16 protein-coding genes are annotated in these 22,392 nt (G+C 69.7%); 11 read left to right on the plus strand and 5 right to left on the minus strand.

Annotated features, from left to right (window positions below):
* Window positions 1–40: 40 nt before the first annotated feature.
* Both IPN47_24550 and IPN47_24555 read right to left on the minus strand, forming a co-directional pair.
* The gene (locus IPN47_24550; protein ID MBK9411145.1) at window positions 41–493 is read right to left on the minus strand and encodes a hypothetical protein; all 453 of its coding nucleotides are present in this window, start codon (window positions 491–493) and stop codon (window positions 41–43) included.
* A gap of 390 nt (window positions 494–883) precedes the next feature.
* Window positions 884–2,161, minus strand: coding sequence for a hypothetical protein (locus tag IPN47_24555; protein ID MBK9411146.1), 1,278 nt, complete (start codon window positions 2,159–2,161; stop codon window positions 884–886).
* A gap of 351 nt (window positions 2,162–2,512) precedes the next feature.
* Between IPN47_24555 and IPN47_24560 the strand changes: the two genes are divergently transcribed.
* Both IPN47_24560 and IPN47_24565 read left to right on the plus strand, forming a co-directional pair.
* Window positions 2,513–2,650 carry a hypothetical protein gene (locus IPN47_24560; protein MBK9411147.1) on the plus strand — a complete coding sequence of 46 codons (138 nt, stop codon included), beginning with the start codon at window positions 2,513–2,515 and terminating at the stop codon, window positions 2,648–2,650.
* Window positions 2,651–2,656: 6 nt separating this feature from the next.
* The gene (locus IPN47_24565; protein MBK9411148.1) at window positions 2,657–4,318 is read left to right on the plus strand and encodes a sodium:solute symporter; all 1,662 of its coding nucleotides are present in this window, start codon (window positions 2,657–2,659) and stop codon (window positions 4,316–4,318) included.
* A 140-nt stretch (window positions 4,319–4,458) separates the two neighbouring features.
* Here IPN47_24565 and IPN47_24570 read toward each other — a convergent pair whose 3' ends face one another.
* From IPN47_24570 to IPN47_24580, 3 genes are all read right to left on the minus strand, one after another.
* Entirely contained in the window at window positions 4,459–7,221 is a 2,763-nt protein-coding gene (locus tag IPN47_24570) for a 2-oxoglutarate dehydrogenase E1 component (protein MBK9411149.1), read from the minus strand.
* Between the two features lie 72 nt (window positions 7,222–7,293).
* Window positions 7,294–8,508, minus strand: a complete 1,215-nt coding sequence (locus IPN47_24575; protein ID MBK9411150.1) for a class I SAM-dependent RNA methyltransferase — start codon at window positions 8,506–8,508, stop codon at window positions 7,294–7,296.
* 27 nt (window positions 8,509–8,535) lie between these two features.
* Window positions 8,536–11,280 carry a serine/threonine-protein kinase gene (locus IPN47_24580; protein ID MBK9411151.1) on the minus strand — a complete coding sequence of 915 codons (2,745 nt, stop codon included), beginning with the start codon at window positions 11,278–11,280 and terminating at the stop codon, window positions 8,536–8,538.
* 181 nt (window positions 11,281–11,461) lie between these two features.
* Here IPN47_24580 and IPN47_24585 point away from each other — a divergent pair, with 181 nt between their 5' ends.
* From IPN47_24585 to IPN47_24625, 9 genes are all read left to right on the plus strand, one after another.
* Complete coding sequence (locus IPN47_24585; protein ID MBK9411152.1) at window positions 11,462–12,622, plus strand: NAD-dependent epimerase/dehydratase family protein; 1,161 nt, start codon at window positions 11,462–11,464, stop codon at window positions 12,620–12,622.
* Between the two features lie 18 nt (window positions 12,623–12,640).
* Window positions 12,641–13,162: a TerB family tellurite resistance protein gene (locus IPN47_24590; protein MBK9411153.1), complete on the plus strand. Its 522-nt coding sequence runs from the start codon at window positions 12,641–12,643 to the stop codon at window positions 13,160–13,162.
* A gap of 181 nt (window positions 13,163–13,343) precedes the next feature.
* Window positions 13,344–13,688, plus strand: coding sequence for a PadR family transcriptional regulator (locus tag IPN47_24595; protein MBK9411154.1), 345 nt, complete (start codon window positions 13,344–13,346; stop codon window positions 13,686–13,688).
* Window positions 13,688–16,357: an ABC transporter permease gene (locus tag IPN47_24600; protein ID MBK9411155.1), complete on the plus strand. Its 2,670-nt coding sequence runs from the start codon at window positions 13,688–13,690 to the stop codon at window positions 16,355–16,357. The genes IPN47_24595 and IPN47_24600 overlap by 1 nt, the downstream gene beginning before the upstream one ends.
* A 496-nt stretch (window positions 16,358–16,853) precedes the next feature.
* Window positions 16,854–17,978 (plus strand): aminotransferase class V-fold PLP-dependent enzyme, encoded by a 1,125-nt coding sequence (locus tag IPN47_24605; protein MBK9411156.1) that lies wholly within the window; start codon window positions 16,854–16,856, stop codon window positions 17,976–17,978.
* Window positions 17,975–18,850: a helix-turn-helix domain-containing protein gene (locus IPN47_24610; GenBank protein MBK9411157.1), complete on the plus strand. Its 876-nt coding sequence runs from the start codon at window positions 17,975–17,977 to the stop codon at window positions 18,848–18,850. The genes IPN47_24605 and IPN47_24610 overlap by 4 nt, the downstream gene beginning before the upstream one ends.
* 105 nt (window positions 18,851–18,955) lie before the next feature.
* Complete coding sequence (locus IPN47_24615; protein MBK9411158.1) at window positions 18,956–19,387, plus strand: VOC family protein; 432 nt, start codon at window positions 18,956–18,958, stop codon at window positions 19,385–19,387.
* Window positions 19,388–19,536: 149 nt separating this feature from the next.
* Entirely contained in the window at window positions 19,537–21,213 is a 1,677-nt protein-coding gene (locus IPN47_24620) for a DEAD/DEAH box helicase (protein ID MBK9411159.1), read from the plus strand.
* A 49-nt stretch (window positions 21,214–21,262) separates the two neighbouring features.
* The gene (locus tag IPN47_24625) at window positions 21,263–22,387 is read left to right on the plus strand and encodes a beta-lactamase family protein (protein MBK9411160.1); all 1,125 of its coding nucleotides are present in this window, start codon (window positions 21,263–21,265) and stop codon (window positions 22,385–22,387) included.
* The last annotated feature ends 5 nt before the right edge of the window (window positions 22,388–22,392 follow it).

The raw sequence follows: 22,392 nt of genomic DNA on the forward strand, positions 1-22,392 counted from the left end.
ATGATCGCATGTTGATCTGCAATGGTCGGGTGGTTGGGTGTTACATCGGGACGCAGTAGAGGAGCGTGCGCGAGATCTCCGTACCGTAGCGATCGTACCAGACTTCCCAAGTGCACAAGTACCAGTCGTCGGTTTGGTGTCCGTCATTCGACCCTCCTCCTGCAGGCGCCGACTCCTCATCCTTTCGCGCGGGCTGACAGCTGTCTTGCTCCGCCAGGTTGGAGTACGACACATCTGACACACTGACCACCTGCGACGCATCGTAACTCGGTCTCCACCAGGCTTGGTGATTGGTGTGTCCCAGCAGCTTGTGTCCACAGGTCGCGACCAGGGGTACGCGGGCGAAGTCGTGCATCACATGCCATCCCGGGAACAACTCCGCGTGATCGAAGATCTCGGTTCGATACACGAGTGAAGTGCCGTCCTTGGACAAGTCGAAGGTGATTCGCTGCTGTCCCTGGTTGCCCCAGTACTCCACGAAGCCCTCGACCATCGCTAACGTTGTCGAGCCTGGGTTGAATCTTGCTTTCGTGGACTTTCTCCTGAACTGCGGTTCGAATCCGGTGAGATCCTCGTAGGCAGACGATGTCGGCCCAATGGCCGTCATCCGAGCGGCGCGATCAGCGCTCGAGAGCGCGACGGATGGGGATTTCGCGATAGAACTCGCCGTCAATGTCGATCCTTCCGGCAGCACGAGCCGGAGTGGGGACGTCGTTTCCGGCGCGCGCACGTGGAGTGGCTCCGCGCACGCGCCCAACACAGCAGCCCACACGAGCAGTAGGCTGTTCTTCGGTATTCGCTGCATGGTTGACGAACTCCTGCGATCATTGAGCAACCTGCCTGCCCAACGATGCGGTGCAGTAGTAGTAGTTGCATAGGTTGCTCAGTCCCGGCATGAGTAGCCGACGGTCACAACCATGGATCCAACCATGGGCCCGCCCTCGCGTGGATGAAGCACGGGGCCCACGAGCTGGATGGAGCTTCCGTCGCGCACAAGCAGCGACGGCGGTGCCACGAATCGATGCGGAAGCGATGCAACCCGCATGCTGCGGGTCGGCGTGACCCGAGCGAGCTCGAGCCACCCCCCGTTCATTCGCGACCGACCAGAACCGCGGCGATCTCCCAGCACGAGCCACGCGGCCGAACCGCGGCCTGCCCGGAGCGGAAAGTGAATGGTGTATGGACGTGCGATCGTGCGGTCGCCGACTCGTCCACCCACAGAATCGAGAGCGAGCATGCGCAGCTCGGCCGGACCCGAATCGCGAGGCTCGATCCAGTGGTACGCCACGCCGCCGTCCGCCAGGGAGTAGGCGCGGTTGAGGAAGCGCGAGACGTCGTCTGCGGGGAGCAACGTATCGAGCGGCGTTGCATCCGGTCGGAATGCGTAGCTGACCAATTGAAAGAGGCCTCGCCTCGGTTCGGCCTCGCGGCGAATGAACAGACGACGCTCGCCATTGGCGAACTGCGCTGCGTTTACCGTGAGTGCATGCGGTTCGACCAGTCGAAAGCTCCAGTGGCCTCGCCGCGCCTCGAGCACGCCAACCCCGCCAGCGCTTCGGGTCTCGGGCGTGCGCAGCCTCAACGCCCAGGTGAGCGTGTCGCCACGACGTAGCAGTGCACTGGCGTTCAACACATCCACGGTGTCCGGGTGGGGCAGCGGCAGGCGTTCGAGTTGCTCCCAACCGCGCTGCGTCAGCACGCCATGCCACGCCGCGATCGTCGCACCATCCATGCGATAGTCCTGCATGACGGTGGGGATCTCGATGAAGACCACGTGCCAGCGTCCCTCGCCGCTGGCAACCGCGCGAACTCCACCGAAATGCCGGACCTGTCTGGGAATCGGAATTGCGACCCAGACTCCGTCCGGCCCACGAACCGCACCGAAGATGCTGTCGATGGCGAGTCGATCCCCAGGTCGCTTGTGCGCGTCTGGGCGTGGTACGTAGTTCGGACTGCCGGCCAACAGCAGGCTCTTGCCGGCGGCAACGAACGCAGTGGGTTCGATGTAGACGTCGATCGAATCCCCCACGCGGACGCGCGCAGAATCGAGGACGCGCAACTGACAGCGTTCGCTCTGGGGTACAGAACCCGGGCTCATCTGCGTGCGCGCGTGTACCGAAGCGAGCGGACGCACCGGGGGCACGAGCCACAGGGCGAGCATCCAGCGAACGTGACGCAAGGCGCAACGGCGGCGCGCGACACTCACGAGTCGAGCACCAACCCGTGAGCTGCAGGTGCGGGAGGGGGCAGAGGGGCGCATGTCAGGAAGTTTGTGGAATCGCTGCCAACCCCGCAGTACCCGAATCGTGCACGTGGTGCCGTTCGGGTGCAGTCGCATGCCACGTGTCTGTGCCGCGGTGGGTGGAGCGAGACATCAGGAATGCTATCGTCGACCGTCACGTGGCCGTCACGCGGCGGCGCCGGTCCCGGTCAACTCGCTGCATCGTCGGAATCGCCCCCCTCCCCCTCCCCGCCCCCGCTGTAGATTCCCCGCGACTTTCGCCCCCCTCCGATGTCCGATCCACACGCCCCGCCTCCCCCCGACCCCGACAGCGCCGCACCCTTTCGGCGCACCCTCGTCCGCGTGATGGGCATGCAGCTGCTCGCCCTCCTCGCGCTCTGGTGGCTCCAGTCCCGCTACGCGCGCTGATCGCTCATGCATCCCCTCAATTGGGCGGTCGTCGTCGCGTATCTCCTGTTCGTCATCGTCGACGGCCTCCGCCGGACCCGTGGAACGAAGGGAATCGAAGGGTACTTCCTCGCGGGGCGCTCGCTCCCCTGGTGGGCCGTCGGTCTCTCGGTCATGGCCACGCAGCTCTCGGCCGTCACGATGATCGGGACGACCGGACAGGGGGCCACCGACGGGCTGCGCTTCGTACAGTTCTACTTCGGGCTCCCGCTGGCGATGGTGATCCTCGGCGTGACGCTCGTCCCGTTCCTGCACGGCGCCAAGGTCTACACCGCGTATGAGTACCTCGAGCGGCGCTTCGACCCCAAGACGCGCACGCTCACCTCGTTCCTCTTCCTCATCTCGCGCGGCATGTCGTGCGGGACGATCATCGCCGCCCCCGCGGTCGTCTTCTCGGCGATCTTCGGCTGGCCGCTCCCGTGGTCGGTGGCGCTCATCGGCGTCCCGACGATCCTCTACACGATGATCGGCGGGGTGAAGGCGGTGGCCTGGGCCGACGTGAAGCAGATGTTCGTGATCACCAGCGCCCTCGTGGCGATGGTGGTGGTGCTCCTGATGCGCATCCCGGTCTCGCCCGACGCCGCATTGCGGCTGGCGGGGTCGGCCGGACGCCTCACCACCTTCGACTTCTCCTTCGACCTCTCCAAGACGTACACGTTCTGGTCGGGGGTGATCGGCGGCACCTTCCTGATGCTGTCCTACTTCGGGACCGACCAGAGCCAGGTGCAACGCTACCTCGCCGCCCGTTCGGTGGGCGAAGCGCGCACTTCGCTCCTCATCAGCGCCTACTGGAAGATCCCGCTCCAGGCGCTGGTCCTCCTGGTCGGTGTGCTGGTCTTCGTCTTCTACCTGTTCCAGGCGCCGCCGCTCTTCTGGAACCCGGCGCACGAGGACAAAGTGCGCATGGCCGGCCCGCAGGCCTACGAGCAGCTGCAAGGGCGCTACGCCGAGGCCATCTCGGCGCGCACCTCAGCGGCAAGGGCCCTGGCCGCGAGCCCAGCCGGGGCGCCGGCAACGGTCGCTGCGCACGATGCCTTCATGCAGAGCGACTCCGCGGTCGTGCGCCTGCGCACCGAGGCGCTCGGGCTCGCCGAACAGGCGACCGGAGCCCCGTCGCGCGACGTGAACTACATCATCCCGCGCTTCGTCCTCTCCGAACTCCCGATCGGATTGGCGGGCCTGTTCATCGCCGCCATCATCGCCGCCGCCATGGGGGCGATCGCCGCCGAACTCAACTCGCTCTCGACCGCCACGGTCATCGACTTCTACCGGCGCTGGGTGAAGCCCGAAGCGACCGACGCGCACTACCTGTCGGTCTCCAAGGCCGCGACCGGCGTCTGGGGGATCTTCGCCTGCATCGTCGCCACCTACGCCGCCACGTTAGGCTCGCTGATCGAGGTGGTGAATCGCTTCGGCTCCTTCTTCTACGGCTCGATCCTCGGCGTCTTCATCCTCGCGATGATCAAGCGCTCGAACGCGACCGGCGCCTTCGTCGGACTGCTGGCAGGAATGGCGAGCGTCGCGGCCGTCTCCTTCGGGCTGCCATCAGTGTCCTTCCTCTGGCACAATCTCGTGGGTGCGGTGGCAGTCGTGGCGGTGGGGTCGCTGTTGTCGATGCGAAAGACATAGAAGACGGGAAGACGAGAAGACGAGAGGACGAGTGAAATCAGAAGGGCGGGAGGCTGCGCTATGCAGCTGCCCGCCCTTTGTTGTTGCTGTCACTCGTCTTCCCGTCTTCCCGTCTTCCCGTCTTCTGTTGTTCCCGCCCTCTACCTCGCCATCACGCGGCGAGGGATGATCGGCGCCGCGTGCACATCGCCCACGATGCGCGCCTGCTCGCCCGCGTGCGACGAGGCGTATCCCTCCGCCGGGCTGGCCCGCTCGGGGCGACCGATGTACCGGATGATGAGCGCGTTGCCGGCCGAGGCACGCAGGCGCGGCGCCACGTAGCTCCACGCCCCCATGTTCTTCGGCTCCTCCTGCGCCCACACGATCTCGGCGATGTTGGGATACAGGTCCACCACGCGCGAGACCTCCTCGTGCGGCCACGGATAGAGCTGCTCCACGCGCACCACCGCCAGGTGCGACGGATGATCCTTGGCCACCAGCTCGTAGTACAACTTCCCCGTGCAGAAGACGAGGCGCGTCACGTCCTCGCGGCTCACCACCTGCGGGTCGTCGAGCACCGGCATGAACCGCCCGTGCACGAGGTCCTCCAGGCGTGACGACGCAGCCGCCAGGCGCAACATGCTCTTGGGCTGCATGAGCACGAGCGGACGCTTGATGGGGATGCGCGACTGGCGCCGCAGCACGTGGAAGTACTGCGCCGGCGTCGACGGATAGGCCACGCGCATGTTCCCCTCGGCACAGAGCTGCAGGAACCGCTCGAGGCGCGCCGAGGAGTGCTCCGGCCCCTGCCCTTCATAGCCGTGCGGCAGGAGGAGGGTGACCCCCGAGTCCTGTCCCCACTTGGCACGGTCGGCCGCGATGAACTGGTCGATCATCGGCTGCGCCATGTTGGCAAAGTCGCCGAACTGCGCTTCCCACAGCACCAGCGCGTCGGGCTCCGCGGTCGCGAACCCATACTCGAAGCCCAGTACCCCGAGCTCGTTGAGCGGGGAGTTGTAGATCTCGAAGCGCCCGGTGGCGTTGGGAATGTGCTGCAGCGGGGCGTACTTCCCACCGGTGTTCACGTCGTTGAGCACGGCGTGACGATGCGTGAACGTCCCGCGCTCGGCATCCTGCCCCGTCAGGCGGACGTGCACCCCCTCGGCCACCAGCGACCCGAAGGCGAGCGCCTCGGCGTGCCCCCAGTCGATGCCGCCCGCCGAGCCTAACGCCTCGCGCCGGCGCTCGAGCTGCTTGGCCAGGCGCGGGTGCGGCGTGAAGTCCGGCGGCCAGGTGAGCAGCCGCTCGTTGAGCGCGATGAGCGACTCGGCACGCACGTTCGTCTCGATGGCCGGGAGCGACGACGGCGTGGGGCGCAGCGGCTCCTGCTCGTCGTGGTCGAGGTCGACCGACCGGCGCGACTCGGCCAGGAGGCCATCGAAGCGGTCTTGCAGCTGCTTATCGAGTTCCTCCACCTGCTCGGCCGACACCACTCCCTCGGCGACGAGGCGCTTGGCCCACACCTGGCGTGCCGTGGGGTGCTGCCGGACGCGCGCGTAGAGCGCCGGCTGCGTGTACGTCGGCTCGTCGCCCTCGTTGTGCCCCCAGCGACGGTAGCCCACGAGGTCGATCAGGAAGTCCTTGCCGAAGGCCGCGCGATACATGATCCCCAGCCGCACGGCCGCCACGCACGCCTCGGCGTCGTCGGCGTTGACGTGGACGATGGGGATCTCGAACCCCTTGGCCAGGTCGCTCGCGTACCACGTCGAGCGCGAGTCCGACGGGTTGGTCGTGAAGCCGACCTGGTTGTTGACGATGATGTGCAGCGTCCCACCCACCCGGTAGCCGGTGAGCTTGGACATGTTGAGCGTCTCGGCCACGATCCCTTCGCCGGGGAAGGCGGCGTCGCCGTGGATGGCGATGGACAGGACCGACTGCTCGGCGCCGCCTAACGCCGCGACGCGCGCGCGCGCCACCCCCATCAGCACCGGGTTGACGATCTCGAGGTGACTCGGGTTGGGGACGAGCATCACCGCGACGGTGCGCCCATCGGTGAACCGCTTCGCCGTGATCGCGCCCAGGTGGTACTTCACGTCACCCGTTTCGCTGCTCCCGTGCTCGGCGTGCTTGCCGTCGAACTCGTTGAAGATGGTTCCGTACGGCTTGTCGAGGATGTGCGCGAGCACGTTCACGCGCCCGCGGTGCGCCATCCCGATCACCACCTCCTGCGTCCCGCGCCTCGACGACTCGTCGATCGCGGCATCGAGCATCGGGACCATCGCATCGGTCCCCTCGATGCTGAAGCGCTTCATGTTGACCCAGGCGCGGGCGATGAAGCGCTCGAGCCCGTCCACCTCGGTCAGGCGCGCCAGCGTCGCCTGCTTCTCCTCGGGCGTCATCGCCAGGCGCAACTCATCGTGCTCGAGGACGCGGCGGAACCACTCGCGCTCCCCCTCTTCCTCGAGATGCCCGAGCTCGATGGCCAGGCGCGAGGAGTAGATGTCGCGCAGGCGCGACGCGGCGTCGGCCGCCGTCTCGCCCGGCATCCCCAGCGCCGCAGCCGGCACCTCCGCCAGGTCGGACTCGACGATGCCGTGGAACGTCGGCGACAGCTCGGCGGCCCCCGCCGGCGCGGTGCCTAACGGGTCGAGGTGCACGGCCAGGTGGCCGTACTGCCGCACCGCCTGGGCCAGCGCCGCCGCCCCGGCCACCTTGCGCAGGAAGGCGGGGTCCGCCGTCCCGTAGGACGCCAGCGGCGCCGCCGGCACCGCCACGTCCGCCGCTCCGCCCCCGCCGAGGGCCTCCGCCATGCGGAAGAACTGCCGCCACGAAGCCTCCACCGACGCCGGATCGCGCCGGTAGGATTCAAAGACTTCGGCGATGAACGCGTCGTTGTAGACGCCGGTGATGGGGTCGCTTGACATGTCCCGGAATTTAACGCGGAGAACGCGACGAGGCACCGATGCAAAGCCCCAAGGCAAGGCACCGCTGATCTGCTATGACAACCCGGGGACCTCGCCCACGGCGAACGAGACGGCGATCCCCCCATTACTGGTCTTCAGCGCATCGCGGAGCTCGAGCCCCAACTGCCCCGTGAGGCGGCGGTCCGCCGAGACCACCGCGACACGCCAGCCCGGGAACGCGGTCCGCAGCACGGCGCCTGTCCGGGCGTAGAGGTTGCGCAGCTCTCCAGTGACGCCGACGCGCACCCCATATGGGGGGTTCGTCACGATCGCCCCGCGACGCTCCCCTCCATCGGCCGGGCCCTCGCTCGACGCACGCCACTCCGGAGCGACGAGGTGCGAGACGGCACGCACCACGAACGTCAGGTCGCTGGCCACCCCGGCACGCTCGGCGTTGGCGCGGGCCGCATCGATGGCGCCGGCGTCCCGATCGGAGGCGACGATCGGCGCGCCCGCCGACGGGAGTTCGCGCTCACGCGCCTCGTCTCGCACCCGCGCCAGGATCGCCGGCTCCACGTCAGGCCAGTGCTCGAGCGCGAAGCCCCGCCCGCGCCCCGGCGCCATGCGACGGGCCAGCATGGCCCCCTCGATGGCCAGCGTCCCCGATCCGCAGAACGGGTCGACGAGCGGTGTCCCGGGCGCCCATCCCGACGCCAGGAGGAGCGCGGCGCCTAACGTCTCGCGGAGCGGCGCCTTTCCCGACGCCAGCCGGTAGCCGCGCTGGTGCAGGAGCGCGCCGGAGCTGTCGAGCGAGAGCGTGCAGCGATCGTTGAGGAGGCGCACCACCAGCAGCTGGCGACCGTCGTCGTTAGGCTCGTCCCCCCCGGCCGTCGCCGTTTCCGCGCCGCCGACCTCCACACGCCCCACCAGCGGGGCCAGCACCCCGGCCACCCGCTCGGCCACTGCGCCGGAGTGATACAACCGCGACTTGCGACACGTCACCCGCAGCGTCACCTCGCGCCCGGGGGCGATCCAGCGCCCCCAGTCGATGCGCGCCGTCCGCTTCTCGAGTTCGTGGAACGTCGCCGCACGAAACTCGTCGACCCGCACCAGGACCCGCGTCGCCGTGCGCAGCTGCAGGTTGGCCAGGCAGAGCGCACGCAGGTCGCCCTCGAAGGGGACGCCGGCCGGCTCCACGACTCCCACGGACAGCCCCATCCGCGCCAACTCGCCGGCAGCGAGGTCGGCGAGCCCAGGTGCCGTGACGGCAAAAGCGGAAAACCGTGGCGTGGCGCGTCCCGTGATCACGGGACGCAAGCTAATGCACGGCGCTCGCTACCTCGTGCGCTGGATGCGAAGCTGGCGCCGCAGTTCGCCCCACCAATCGTGCACCACCACGACCGAGGGGCCGCTCCCGGCCTCACGCATCGCGATCACGCGCGTCCCGGCCGTCGCGGCCTCGAGGTCCGAGAGATTGCCGATCCCCGGACCATCCGCCGCCACCACGGTGCGCGACCGCACGACCACGCTGCGCCCCGGGGCGAGCGTCGCCTCCAACACCGCGTTGCCGTTGCGATAGTACAGGCGCGACCCGTCCCCCGACCACACCGGCTGCGTCCCGCCATCGGTCGAGATCTGCACCGCCCCCCCAGGCCCCGGAAAATCGCGCACATACACCTGCATCTGACCGCTCTCGTCCGACGCATACGCGATACGCTGGCCATCCGACGAGAAGCGCACCGCGATGGGCGCGCCGTTGCTGGCCATCAGTTGCGTCGCGGTCGTGTCGCCACTGGTCGCGGCGTAGTACACCCCGCCGGTCGTCGCCGCGCTCGTCGGCGGACGGCCGAAGACGACCCAGCGCCCGTCTGGGGAGACGACACCCGCGCCGAGCATGCCGCGTCGGGCGGTGATGCGCGTCGCGGGAGCGCTCGCATCGGCGGGACGTCGCCAGATCACGACCGAATCGCGTCCCCCAGTGGAGTACACCAGCGCACCACCGTCCCGCGTCCACGACGGCGAGAAGAAGCGCGGCGCGTTCGCCAGGATCGTCGCCGATCCGCCGGCAAGGTCGTACACGCGCAGTTCCTCTCCCGCCGCCCCCGTCACCACCGCCGCGAGATGGCGTCCGTCGGGCGACAGGCGCGGGTGGCTGTACGCACCGGCCCGTAGCCCAATCGGGGTGACCTCCCCGCCCATGCCGACTTCGACAATCTCGCGATCGCGCGAGCCGCGCAGGTACAACAGCGTGCCGCTCGAGGAGAGCGTCGCCCGCACCGCGTTGGCCGGGCCGCTCATCACGCCGTCGAGCACGGGGGCGGCCTCTCCCGCCACCGCGGTCATCCCCTCGTTGAGCGGCACGGCCATCAGTCGCCCCGACGAGGCACCGTAGATCAGCTCTCCTTCGATCATCCCGATCGGGAAGCCCCCGGCGATCGTGAGCGGCGTCGACACGCCGGTCGACACGTTCCCCACGACGAGATGCGCGCTCTCCAGCGAGTCGCGCCCCCACTCGGCGTAGGCGATGATGTCATTGCCTAACGCGCGCGGCCACCCGCGCGTGACCCCGGTCGTCGCCGTCGAGGCAAAGAGCGGCGCCGGCGTCCCCCCGGTCGCCGGAACCGAATAGAGCGCCCCCCCCATCGACAGCACGACACGGTCGGAGTGAACCCAGGTCAGGCCGAGCACCATGCGCAGGTTGCTGGCAAGCGTCGACGCGGTGCCGCCGGCGATCGGGATCTTGCGCAGCTCGGTCCGCGTCGTGAAGGCCAACCAGCGCCCATCCTCGGAGAAGGCGGCGTGCATCGCCCCCTCGGTCCCGGCGATCGGCTGCGGGTCGAGTTGGTCCATCGCACGCAGGTAGAGCACCGCCTCGTTCCCCCGACGCCCGGCATAGACGATCTGCCGCCCGTTGGGGGAGATGGCGAAGGTCGCACCGAAGCCGTCGACCGGCCCCTCGCCCACGGGGAAGTCGAGGGTGAAGCGCACCGGCGTGTGCACCGCCTCCACGGGGCGCGCGCGGTAGAGCGAGGCCGCGGTCACGGTGGCGACCAGCGCCAGGGCGCCTAACGCCAACACCAGCGGATCGCGCCAGCGCACGGTCGCCGGGGCCGCATCGCGCGGCGCCCCTGCGGGGACCGCATGGGCGAACGCCCCGCGCCCCTGGAGCGCCTCCGCGAACTCCTGCACCGAGGCGAATCGGTCGGCGGGGATCTTGGCCAGGGCGCGCTCGACCGCGGCCGCCACGTGCGGGGGGACGCTCTCCCGCGCGAGGCGCACCGCTCGCGGGCGCTCCGTCACGACGCGTGCGATGATCGCCTGCGCCGTACTCCCCGTATGCGGCGGCTCACCCGTGAGCATCTCGTACAGCACGGCGGCCAGCGAATACAGGTCGGAGCGCGCGTCGACCACACGATCGGCGGTCGCCTGCTCGGGCGACATGTACTGCGGCGTACCTAACGAGAGCCCCGTCTGCGTGACGCGCGCCCCGCCCGCATTGGAGACGGCGAGCGCGATGCCGAAGTCGGCCAGCAGGGGCTGCCCTTCCTGAAGCAGGATGTTGTCGGGCTTGAGGTCACGATGAATGACCCCTTGCTTGTGGGCGTGCTGCAGGGCACTGGCCACCCCGATCGCCAGCCGCACCGCCTCCTCCACCGGCAGCTGGCGCTCGCGCTCCAGGCGCACGCGCAACGACTCCCCTTCGATATACGGCGTGACGTAGAACAGGATCCCATCGACCTCGCCGCTGTCGAACAGCGGGAGAATGTTGGGATGCTGCAGGTTGGCGGTGACCCGAATCTCGGCGAGGAATCGCTCGGCGCCGAGCAATGCCCCCAGCTCGCGGTCCAGCACCTTGAGCGCCACCCAGCGCGAGTGCCGAAGGTCACGGGCGCGATACACCGTCGCCATGCCGCCGCGCCCGATGAGGCGATCGACTTCGTAGCGATCCACCAGCACGCGACGCAGCAGCGCCTCGAGTTCCCCCGACGGACGTGCCGCACCACCACCGGTCGTCTCCAGCGGCGTCTGCACCGTTCCGTTGCCGGGCAACCGCCCGCGCTCTCCTGTCGATTCGTTCACCAGTCGCTCTCCTCGCTTCGTACCCGCCGCGGCGTCGGCTCGCCCCGTCAAGGTAGACACCGCTTCAACCCAATTGTTACTGGCAGGCACGCGATGGCTCGGCTCTCCCTGCCGGCGACGCCGAGTCGCATATTCTTCGCACACGTCGCACTCCACCCTCCCCCGCATGCGAGCGCCCGTCATGTCCTCCAATCGTCGTGAGTTCCTGCGTACCACCGCGATCGCTGGGGGGGCTCTCGGGCTCGGCCTCGGCCGTCCCTCGCCGGTGGGGGCGCAGCCCTCGACGGAGCCCGCGCCGAACTCCGGGGCGACCGCCACCCGCGCCCCGCGCCCGCTGCGCATCCTCATCCTAGGAGGGACCGGCTTCATCGGCCCTCATCAGGTGCGGTATGCCCAGGAGCGTGGCCACACCGTGACCCTCTTCAACCGCGGCAAGACCAACCCGGGGCTCTTCCCCAACGTCGAGAAGCTGCAAGGCGACCGGGCCGTGGGCGACTACTCGGCGCTCAAGGGACGCGAATGGGACGTGGTGATCGACAATCCCACCACGCTCCCCCGATGGGTGCGGCAGGCCGCCGAGGTGCTGAAGGGACACGCCAAGCAGTTCGTCTTCGTCTCGACGATCTCCGTCTACGACAAGAACGACACCCCGGGGGCCGATGAAACGGCGGCGGTCGGAACGACGACGGAACCGGAGAGCGAGGATGCGCGCCGACTCTACGGACCGCTCAAGGCGCTGGCGGAGGGCGAGGCCCGCAAGGCCTTCGGCGAACGCGCCACGATCATCCGCCCCGGACTCATCGTGGGCCCCGGCGACCTCTCCGATCGCTTCACCTACTGGCCGGTGCGGCTGCAACGCGGGGGCGAGGTCATGGCCCCGGGCACACCGAGCGACCCGTCGCAGATCATCGATGCGCGCGACCTGTCGGAGTTCATCATTCGGTGCTGCGAGAACGAGACGTACGGCACGCTCAACTGCACCGGGCCGCGCTCGCCGCTCACGATTGCCGAGATGCTGGGCGGGATCCGCGCGGCGATGGTCACCGACGCGTACCTGACGTTTGTCCCCGCCGACTTCCTCGCCGAGCACAAGGTGCGTCCGTGGAGCGACATGCCGGTCTGGATCCCGCCGATGGGTGAGACCGCCGGCTTCATGAAGCGCAGCATCGACCGCGCACTCAAGGCGGGGCTCACCTTCCGCCCGCTCGCCGATACCGTGCGCGACACGCTGGAGTTCTACCACCAGCAGTCGCCCGAGCGGCAGGCGCAGCTCCGCGCGGGGATGGACCCGGCGCGCGAGAAGGAAGTGCTCGCGCTGTGGCACGCCCGCAAGACGTCCTGACGCCCCCACTGGACCACCATGTTGTTCGACGCCATCAAGTCGCTGCTCGGCGCCTCGCGCCCCGGGACACCGAATGCCGGCCCCACCTCCGCGGATGACGAGGGAGAAGCGGCGCGCCCGGTCGACCAGGTGCACCTGGCGGCCTGCGTCCTCCTGCTCGACGTGGCCTACGCCGACGGCACCTTCACCGACGACGAGCGCGCCCACCTGGAGGCGACGATGGGCCGGCACTTCGCGCTCTCCAACGAGGAAGTGCAACTGCTCATTGCCACGGCCGAGCGCGAACGGGCGCAAGCCATCGATCATTTCCGCTACACGCATGTCCTGCAGCAGCAGTTCGACATTGGGCAGAAGATGGTGCTCGCCGAGGTGATGTGGGGGCTGGTGCTCGCCGACGGCTCGGTGGACGAGCACGAGCACTACCTCACGCGAAAGATCTCGAACCTGCTCGAGCTCGAGCCGGGGTACCTGTCGACGGCGAAGGCGAGGGCGTCGGAAGGGCAGCAGGGGGGACGACGGGACGGCGGGCAAACGGCGTAAGGCACCCGGGCTCCCTGCAGCACGCGCCGGCGACGAGTCGCCGGCGTTTTTCATGTGGGGCATGCGGATGGGCGGGCGCTCCCCTTGACACACAAGGGGAGCGGGAGCACTTTCCCTTGCGAGACAAGGGGAACGAGCGCAGCACGGCGCGCGTTCGATCGACATCACGCCCAACGCGACCATGGCTTCCGACGCCGACCTCCTGCGCAGCACCCTCGACCTGCTCGTCCTGAAGTCGCTCACCTGGGGGCCGCGCCACGGGTATGGCGTGGCCGAGTGGGTACACCAGTCGACGGGCGGGCACCTGCTCATCGAAGAAGGAACGCTCTACCCTGCCCTTCACCGCCTCGAGGCGCGCGGGTGGATCGAGCCGGAGTGGGGTGTCTCGGAGAACAACCGCCGCGCCAAGTTTTACCGGCTGGCCCCCAAGGGGCGCAGCGCGCTGCGTGCCGAGGTGAGCACGTGGGAGCGCTATGTGGCTGCGGTGGCGCGCGCGCTCGCCCAGACGACGCCGGTGCCCGCCTGATGGGGTGGCGTTTTCAGCTGCCCAGCAGCAAGCGCCAGTTGGCCCGCGAGCTGGACGAGGAGATGGCGTTGCACCTGGAACTTCGTGCACAGGCTCTCGCGCAGCGCGGCCTGGCGCCGCACGCGGCTCGCCTCGAGGCCGAGCGCCTCTTCGGCGACGTCTCCACCGTCCGGGCGGACTGCCTGGCGATCGACGAGGCACACCACACGACACGCTCGCGCTGGAATGCAGTGACGGACTTCGCGCACGACGTGCGCTACGCCACGCGCGCCCTGCTGCGCGACCGCGCCTTCACGCTCCTGGTCTGCGGGATCTTCGCCTTGGGGATCGGGGCGGCGACCGCGCTGTTCTCCGTCTACGACGCCGTCGTGCTGCGCCCGCTCGATGTGCCGGCGCCGGGGCGCGTGATGTGGGCGACGATGGTCGATGCGGACGACAACGACGGCGTGAGTCCCGCCCTCTGGTTCGCCTGGAGTGAGCGCGCGAAGAGCTTCTCCTCGCTGTCGCGCGTGCGCACGACGGCGACGACGCTCACCGGGCTCGGGACCCCGTCCCGCGTCGAGGGACTCCTGGTGAGCGAAGGCTTCTTCTCCACCCTCGACCTCCCCGCGTCGCGGGGCCGGCGCCTCGATGCGCGCGACTTCGCCGACGGCGCTGCACCGGTCGTCGTGATCGGGACCTCGCTCTGGCGACAACAGTTCGGCAGCGACCCGGCGATCGTGGGGCGCTCGATCACGCTCGACGGCGAGACGCGCACCGTCGTGGGGGTCCTCCCCCCATCGGCCGAGGTGCTGGGATCGGCGAGCGCCTTCTGGCTCCCCGAGCGTCTTTCCGACGGACTGCGCACGAACCTCACCCCGTTCCTCTCCGTGGTGGGGCGACTGCGCGACGGGACGACCGTCGCCGCGGCCCAAGCCGAACTGCAGGCGATCCTCACGGCGCTCGACACACGGCCCGATCGCGCGGCGCGCCCGGTGCGCGCGCGCGTAGTACCGCTCGTGGACTATCTCACCGCCCCTTTCCGCGACCGAGTCCTCCTCCTCTTCGTCGCCGTCCTGTGCCTCTTGCTCATCGGCGCGGTGAACGTGGCGAATCTCCTGATGGCGCGGGGTGCCGGACGGGCCCGCGAGATGGCGCTGCGTGCGTCGCTCGGCGCCTCGCGCGGACGCCTCGTGCGCCAGCTCTTCACGGAACACGTGCTGCTGTCGATGGTTGGAGGGCTCGCGGGGGTCGGGGTGGGCGTCTGGCTGATGCGCGGACTGGTCGCCGTGCTCCCCGAGGACCTGCCTCGGGTGAGTCGTACGCAGCTCAGCGGCACGTCGGTGGCCGTTGCCGTCGCCCTCACGATGGTCGCCGCGCTCGTGGCCGGACTCCTCCCCGCCTGGCGCACCGCGGCGGTCGACCTGCGCAGCGCGCTGCAGGATGGTGGACGCGGGGCGACCGCCGGCGCCGCGCACGACCGGCTCCGTCGGGCCTTCGTGGTTGCCGAGATGGCGATGACGGTCGTGTTGCTCGTGGCGGCGGGGCTCCTCCTGCGCAGCGCGCGCGCGCTGGGGGGTGTTGCACCAGGCTTCGCCGTCGACAGCGTCGTCACGGCGCGCTACGCACTCCCCTCGTCCGCGTATCCGGGCCCCGCCGAGGTGCAGGGGGGGCACGCACGCCTGCTCGCCGCCGCGCGTGAACAGCTGGGGGAGCGGGTCGCGCTCTCGTCCAAGATCCCCCTGGACGGCAACAGCGGCGGTGGGAGCGGCTTCGTGGTGTACGGCAATGCCACGGGGCGCCAGGACGACGTGAATGCCGCATTGCGCCTGACGACACCTGGCTACGTGGAGACCATGGGGCTCGCCCTCGCGCGGGGACGCGACTTCACCGCGGCCGACGGCGCCAGTGCCGCACGCGTCGTCATCATCAGCGAGGGACTCGCCCGGCGGCTGGGGCTGGGCGATGACGCGCTCGGAAGATTCATCGCCGGGACATCGTCTCCCTTTCGCGACAGTACGGGGACGCCGTACCCCTGGCGCGTCGTGGGGGTGGTGCGAGACCCGCGGGATTGGGGGCTCCGCAACGATCCGCAGCCGCAGCTCTTCATGCCGCTCGCGCAGACCCCCGCGGAGATGTGGGAGTGGAGCGGGCGCGAGGTGCACCTTGTGGCGCGCTCGTCGCAGCCCGTGGCCGTCGTGCGGAGCTCGCTCGCCGCGGCGGTGAATCGCGTCGACCCGACGCTGGCGCTCTACGACGTGCAGACCATGCAACAGCGCCTCACTGCCTCGCTCGCCCTCGAACGCGCCAACACCATCCTGCTTGGCGCGTTAGGCGTCGCGGCGCTGGTGCTGGCGCTGACGGGACTCTACGGCGTGGTGAGCTACGGCGTGCAGCAGCGCGGGGCCGAGTTCGGCGTGCGCCTCGCGCTGGGCGCGACGCCGCGCGACCTCGTACTGCTGGTGGCCCGCTGGAGCGGACGGTTGGCCGCGGCCGGGCTGGCCGTCGGGATCCCCCTCGCGCTGGCGGCGTCGTGGACGCTGCGCGGGCTCCTGTTCGGGGTCGGGAGCGCCGATGTGATCACGCTGGCCGCCGCATCGCTGCTCGTCGCGCTCGTGGCGGGGGCCAGCGCGCTCATTCCAGCGCGCCGCGCGGCGCGCACGTCGCCTAACAGCGTGCTCCGCGCGTAGCGGCGTCGCCGCTCACTGGCCATCATCGAGCGCACCGTGAATTCGCGGATGCGCCATTCCCCGATGAGTGGAGGAAGGCGCCAACCCCGGCGTGCCCCGAACGCGGGAGCAGCCACGGCACGCCGGCACGTTGCGCGTAGCTGTCGCTCCGGCTCTCCCACTCGACCTCAGGATCGAGACGCTCGAGGATCGCGGGGACGTCGCCACGCGCAAACCACCTGGACGGACTGCGGCGCAGTGCTGGACGGTGAGGAGGTCATGACGGGGGAGCGTTGGGGTCGACTGGCTGGCGTGCCGCGCTGGATGCGACGCGCGCCGGGTTCGATCGGATTGGCTCCGGCGCGAGTTGCGGTGCAGTTTGGGAGCGTCTCCCACACCGCATCCGGTCATGCCGCTCTCGCGTCGTTCGTTCGTCGCCACCGCCGCCACGCTCGCGGCTGGCGCTGCCAGCGCCCCTACCGTGCGTGCGCTGTAGCACGCCACGCATGCCCCCTCCGTGGACGACCCACTCGGCGTGCGCGCCGACTTCCCCGCGGTGCGCGAAGCGCTCTACCTCAATTCCGCCTACATCACGCCGGTCCCGACGTCGGTCGTCGCCGCTGGACGCGACTTCATCGAGCGCAAGTCGACGCGACCGATTTCGCTGGGTGAGATGCTGGCGCAGACCGACGTCGTGCGCAGTCAGTTCGCCCGGCTCGTCAACGCCTCGAGCGACGAGATCGGCTTCCTCTTTGCCACCAGCGAAGGAGAGAACATCGTCGCCAATGCGCTCGACCTGAAAGCGGGCGACAACGTCGTGATCGATGCGCTGCACTACGAGACCGAATTCGTGCTGTACGGCCACCTGCGAGACACGCGTGGGGTGGAGCTGCGCGTGGCCCCGCATCGCGACGGCGCGGTACAGCTACGCGACGTGGAACGGCTCGTGGACCGTCGCACCAGACTCCTCTCGGTCGCCTGGGTCTCCCACCAGAACGGCTTTCGGCACGAGATGCGTCCGCTGGCCGACCTCGCGCATGCCCACGGCGCGCTCTTCTACACCGACGCCATCCAGGCCGCCGGGATGATCCCGATCGACGTGCGTGCCGCCGGCGTCGACTTCCTGTGCTGCGGGACGTACAAGTGGGTCCTCGGCGGTTTTGGCGTCGCCCCCTTCTTCATCCGGCGCGAACTGCTCGATCGCATTCGCCTCGATCGCTTCGGCGCGCTGCACGTGGCGAAGGAACTTCCTAACGATCGCTTCGAATTGCACGCGACCGCCAAGCGCTTCGACTACGCGACCCTCCCCTTTGCCGAGGTCTACCAGTTGGGCGCGGGACTGCAGTACGTCGAGCGGGTTGGCGTGTCGCGCATCGAGCAGCACACGGTCGCGCTCGCGCACGCCCTGCGCGCCGGGCTCGTGGCGCAAGGCTATCGCCTCTTCACCCCCGAGGGGACGCGCAGCTCGATCGTGACCTACTACATCGACCGCGATCCCGCCGAGGTGAAGCGCGCGTTCGAGCAGGCGAACGTGGCCGTGAGCGTGCGCGACACCAAGCGGCAGGTGCGCGTGTCGCCCGCGCTGTTCAACACGCGGGCCGAAATCGACCGCTTCCTCGACGTGACCAGGACGCTGCGGTGAGCTCCGCGGTTCGCGTGCACCGCCTCTCCTCGCCGTTAGGCGACTGGGAGCTCGCCCTCGGCGAGCCCTCGGCGGCGCTGCGTCCGTACATCCAGGGGATGTACACGGGGTCGACGGAGCGGCTTCCCGGTACGCTGACACGCCTCGAAGTCCCGCACCCGGGGGTCGTCTGCATCTTCAATTTCGGCACGCCCTATCGGGTGACCGACCCACGCGACGGTCGATCGGGGGAGTGGCTGGGGAGCTTCGTCGCCGGGCTGTACGACTCGTACGTGCACGTCGATGCGCGCGGCACGTCGCAATGCGTGCAGTGCAACCTGACCCCGTTAGGCGCGCTTCGCCTGCTCGGCCTTCCACTGGAGCACGTCACCAACCAGTCGGTGCCGATGCACGACGTGCTCGGCGCCATGGGAGGGGACATCGCCGAGCGCATGGCGGCTACCGACTCGTGGGAGGGGCGCTTCGCGCTCCTGGAGGAGGCGTGGCGAGCGCGGCTTTCGCGCGCCCCCGACGTCCCACCGCTCGTGCAGGTTGCCTGGCATGCCCTGGCGCGCACCCACGGCAACGTGGAGGTCGCGCGCATCGCGCACGCGATCGGCTGCTCGCGCAAGCGCCTGACGACGCAGTTCCGGACGCACGTCGGGCTCCCGCCCAAGGCGCTGGCCCGCATCCTTCGCTTTCATCGCGTCATCGAATGCCTCGTGGCGAGCGAAGGGAGGCGGCTCTCCGAGATCGCGCACGCCTGCGGCTACTACGATCACGCGCACCTCGACCGTGACTTTCGCGACCTCGCCGGCCTGTCGCCATCGACGTACTTCGCGATGCGCCACCCGACCTTCGGCGCCGTCGTCACCGCCTCGGACGCGCACTGACCGAATCGCGGGCGGCGCGCGGCGCCGTCCCATTTGTACAAGACGGCGGACGATCGTCGCCCTATCGTGCGGGAGCCTCGAGTCCCACAACCCCAGAGCCAGCACATGCCGAACGATTCTGCCGCCCCTGCCCTGTACCCCTCGCTCTTCTATCAGAACGCCCCCGCGATGATCGACTGGCTGGAGCGCGCCTTCGGCTTCCAGCGCCGACTCGTCGTGCCTGGCGACGACGGCGCGATTCGGCATTCCGAACTCACGCTCGGCCAGTCGGTGGTGATGGTGTGCTCGCCGCGTCCCGAGCTTTCCTGGAAGAGCCCCAAGGCGCTCGGGGCGACGCACGCCGGACTCTGCGTGTACGTGAGCGACCCCGATGCGCACTACGCGCGCGCCGTCGCCGCGGGGGCCGAGGTGCTCTTTCCGCTCAAGGACTCGAGCTACGGATCACGTGACTACACCGCGCGCGACCCTGAGGGGGTGAGCTGGACCTTCGGTACCTACATCCCGGGAGCGTACTGGGCCGGACGCGAAGGCGCCTGATCCCGCTGACACACCGGGCGTGGTGATCGTCGCACCGCGCGCGCCTTCCAACGTTCGCTGCGCTCCAGCACGTATGTCTCGAGGGTCGGCGACGCGCGGTGCGACGCCTGCACGTTTGGCTCGCCGACACTCCAACGTTGGCCCGGGCAATGGCAATCCGCCCTGCGAGTGGCGACCTTCCAGTATCTCGCGCCGGCGTTTCCGGCGCCCCGCGCCAGTTTGCATGGCGCACCGCGCCGGCCCGGCCCGCGCGACGACCGCCCTGCCATCAAGGACTTCACGTGACGTTTGCATCGCTTGCCCTGCATCCCAGCCTGCTGCGCGGGCTCAAGGAGCTTGGCTTCACTCGCCCGACCCCGATCCAGAACGACGCGATCCCGCACGCCATCGAGGGGCGCGACCTCCTCGCGTGCGCGGCGACCGGGAGCGGAAAGACCGCCGCCTTCCTGTTACCGATCCTGCATCGCCTCATCGAACGTCCCCGCGGCACGACGCGCGCGCTGGTCCTCACCCCCACGCGCGAGTTGGCGGCGCAGATCCTCGAGGACCTCAACGACCTCTCCGTGCACACGCCCATCACCGCCGCGGCGATCTACGGGGGCGTGGGGATGGGACCGCAGGAGCATGCCCTGCGCAGTGGCGTCGACGTCATCGTCGCGACCCCGGGGCGCCTGCTCGACCACCTCAAGCAGTCGTACGCCAGTCTCGCCCATATCGAGCACCTCGTCCTCGACGAAGCGGACCGGATGCTCGACATGGGCTTCCTGCCGGATATCCGGCGGATCCTCAAACAGCTCCCGACCAAGCGTCAGACGCTGTTCTTCAGCGCCACCATGCCGGGACCCATCGGCCAGCTCGCGCACGAGATGCTGCGCAATCCGGCGACGATCAACCTCGAGCGCAAGGCGGCCCCCGCGGTGGGGATCACGCAGGCGGTCTACCCCGTCTCGCAGGACCTCAAGTCGTCGCTCCTGTTGCAGCTGCTGGTCCGGGGCGAGATGCAGGAGGTGCTGGTCTTCACGCGCACCAAGCATCGCGCCGACCGCCTGCAGAAGTTCCTCGCCAAGCATGACATCGCGGCCGAGCGCATCCACGGCAACCGCTCGCAGCCGCAACGCACCGAGGCGCTGGCCGGCTTCAAGAGCGGGAAGTATCGCGTCCTGGTGGCCACCGACATCGCCGCCCGCGGAATCGACGTCGAGGAACTCGGGCACGTGGTGAACTTCGACGTCCCCATGGCGCCGGAGGACTACATCCACCGTGTGGGGCGCACGGGGCGCGCGCAGGCCACGGGCGATGCCTTCACCTTCGTCTCGCCCGAAGAAGAGGCCGACCTGGCCGACATCGAGCGCAAGCTCTCCCGCCGGCTGCAACGTGTGATCCTTCCCGACTTCGACTACACGGCCCGCGTGGCCGAGCGCCTCGAGGTCTCGCAGGCCGAGCGGACCGCCAAGTGGCGCGAGCAGAAGGCCAAGGAGCGCGAGAACGCGAAAGCCAAGGCCGAGCGCAAGCTGCGCGCCGAGGCCGAGGAGCGCGCGCGTCGCGACGGCAGGTCGCAGCGTGACGCGGACCCGCGTCGCCGGCAGGAGGAGCGCGGTGGGGCGGGGCGCTCCAGCGGCGCGCCGCGCGGCGCATCCACATCGTCGGGACGCGGTGCGGGCTCAGCGTCTGGTGCGGCGGGCGGCGGGTCGAGCGGTGGGAGCGCACGCCCGTCGGGGCGTCCCTCGGGGCGTCCGGCTGGCCCTCGCCGAGGACCGGCCAAGGGACCCGGGAGCGGCCCGCGACAGGGTGGGGGCGAGCGTGGGGGCGGCGGTCGTCCTCGCTAGGGGCCGGACGCGCGTCGGAGCACCGTCCGCACCGCGCATGCGAGGCGCGATGGGCGTGCTACTCGTGGTCACCGCAGCGTGCGGCGGCGACCACGCCTCACCCACGGCGACACCGGCCGCGCCGCTCCCCCCGCTCACCGTCCTCCTCGATTCCATTCGCCTGACAAGCGACCTGCCGGCGTTAGGCGCGGCGATCGTGACCAGCGGTGGCGTCGCGCAGCTCGAGGTCGTAGGCGTCCGGCGCTATGGCGGACGGAGCTATGCCACTCGCGACGATCGATGGCATCTCGGCTCCACGCTGAAGCACCAGGTCGCCGTCCTCGTGGCCAGGCTCGTCGCCGACGGCACGCTTTCCTGGTCCACGACGCTCCCCCAGTTCTTCCCGGAGCTCGCCGCCACGATGCGCCCCGAGTACCGCGCGGTGACGCTCCGCGACCTGCTGTCGCACACGTCGGCACTCCCGCGGGACTACGTGTCGGGGCTGGGTGACGCGCGCGCGGCCCGCGCGGCGGTGGTGCGGTGGGCGGCGCAGCAGCCTCCCGTCGCGACGCCGGGGACGTACGCGTACAGCAACATCAACTACATGGTGGCCGGTGCCATCGTCGAGCGCGCCCTCGATCAGGACTTCGAGCGGGTGATCGCCGAGCGGCTCTGGGCACCGTTAGGCATGGCGCGCGCGGGGTTCGGCCAGGCGGGGACCGCCGGCGCCGACGACGAACCGCTCGGCCACACCGTGCAGGCGAACGGCGCGCGCGCGACCTACGACGCCGCGACGCCGGGAGCCGACAACCCGGTCGAGTACGGCCCCGCCGGGCGCGCACACATGCCCCTCGCCGACTGGGCCCGTTTCATCTCGGCGCTCCTCGCCGCCGAGCAGGGGCGTGACACGCCGGTCCTGTCGTCGCAGGGGTGGCGCGCGCTCACGGCCCAGCCGTACGTCACCACCGGTAGCGACGGGTATGGCTACGGCATGGTCATCGCCACCCGCACCTGGTCGCTCGGCCGCGCCCTCTTTCACGACGGGACCAATACGCGACACTACGCGCTGGTAGGCGTTGCACCTGGTCGTGACTTCGCCATCCTGATCGTCAGCAACCAGTGGAGCGCCAGCATGGGAGCGACGATGGACCGGATCTTCGGCCGCTTGGTCGACTTCCACTTGCGGGGGCGCTGACGCGC

The sequence above is a fragment of the Gemmatimonadota bacterium genome, assembly GCA_016719105.1.
Taxonomy (GTDB): Bacteria; Gemmatimonadota; Gemmatimonadetes; order Gemmatimonadales; family Gemmatimonadaceae; genus SCN-70-22.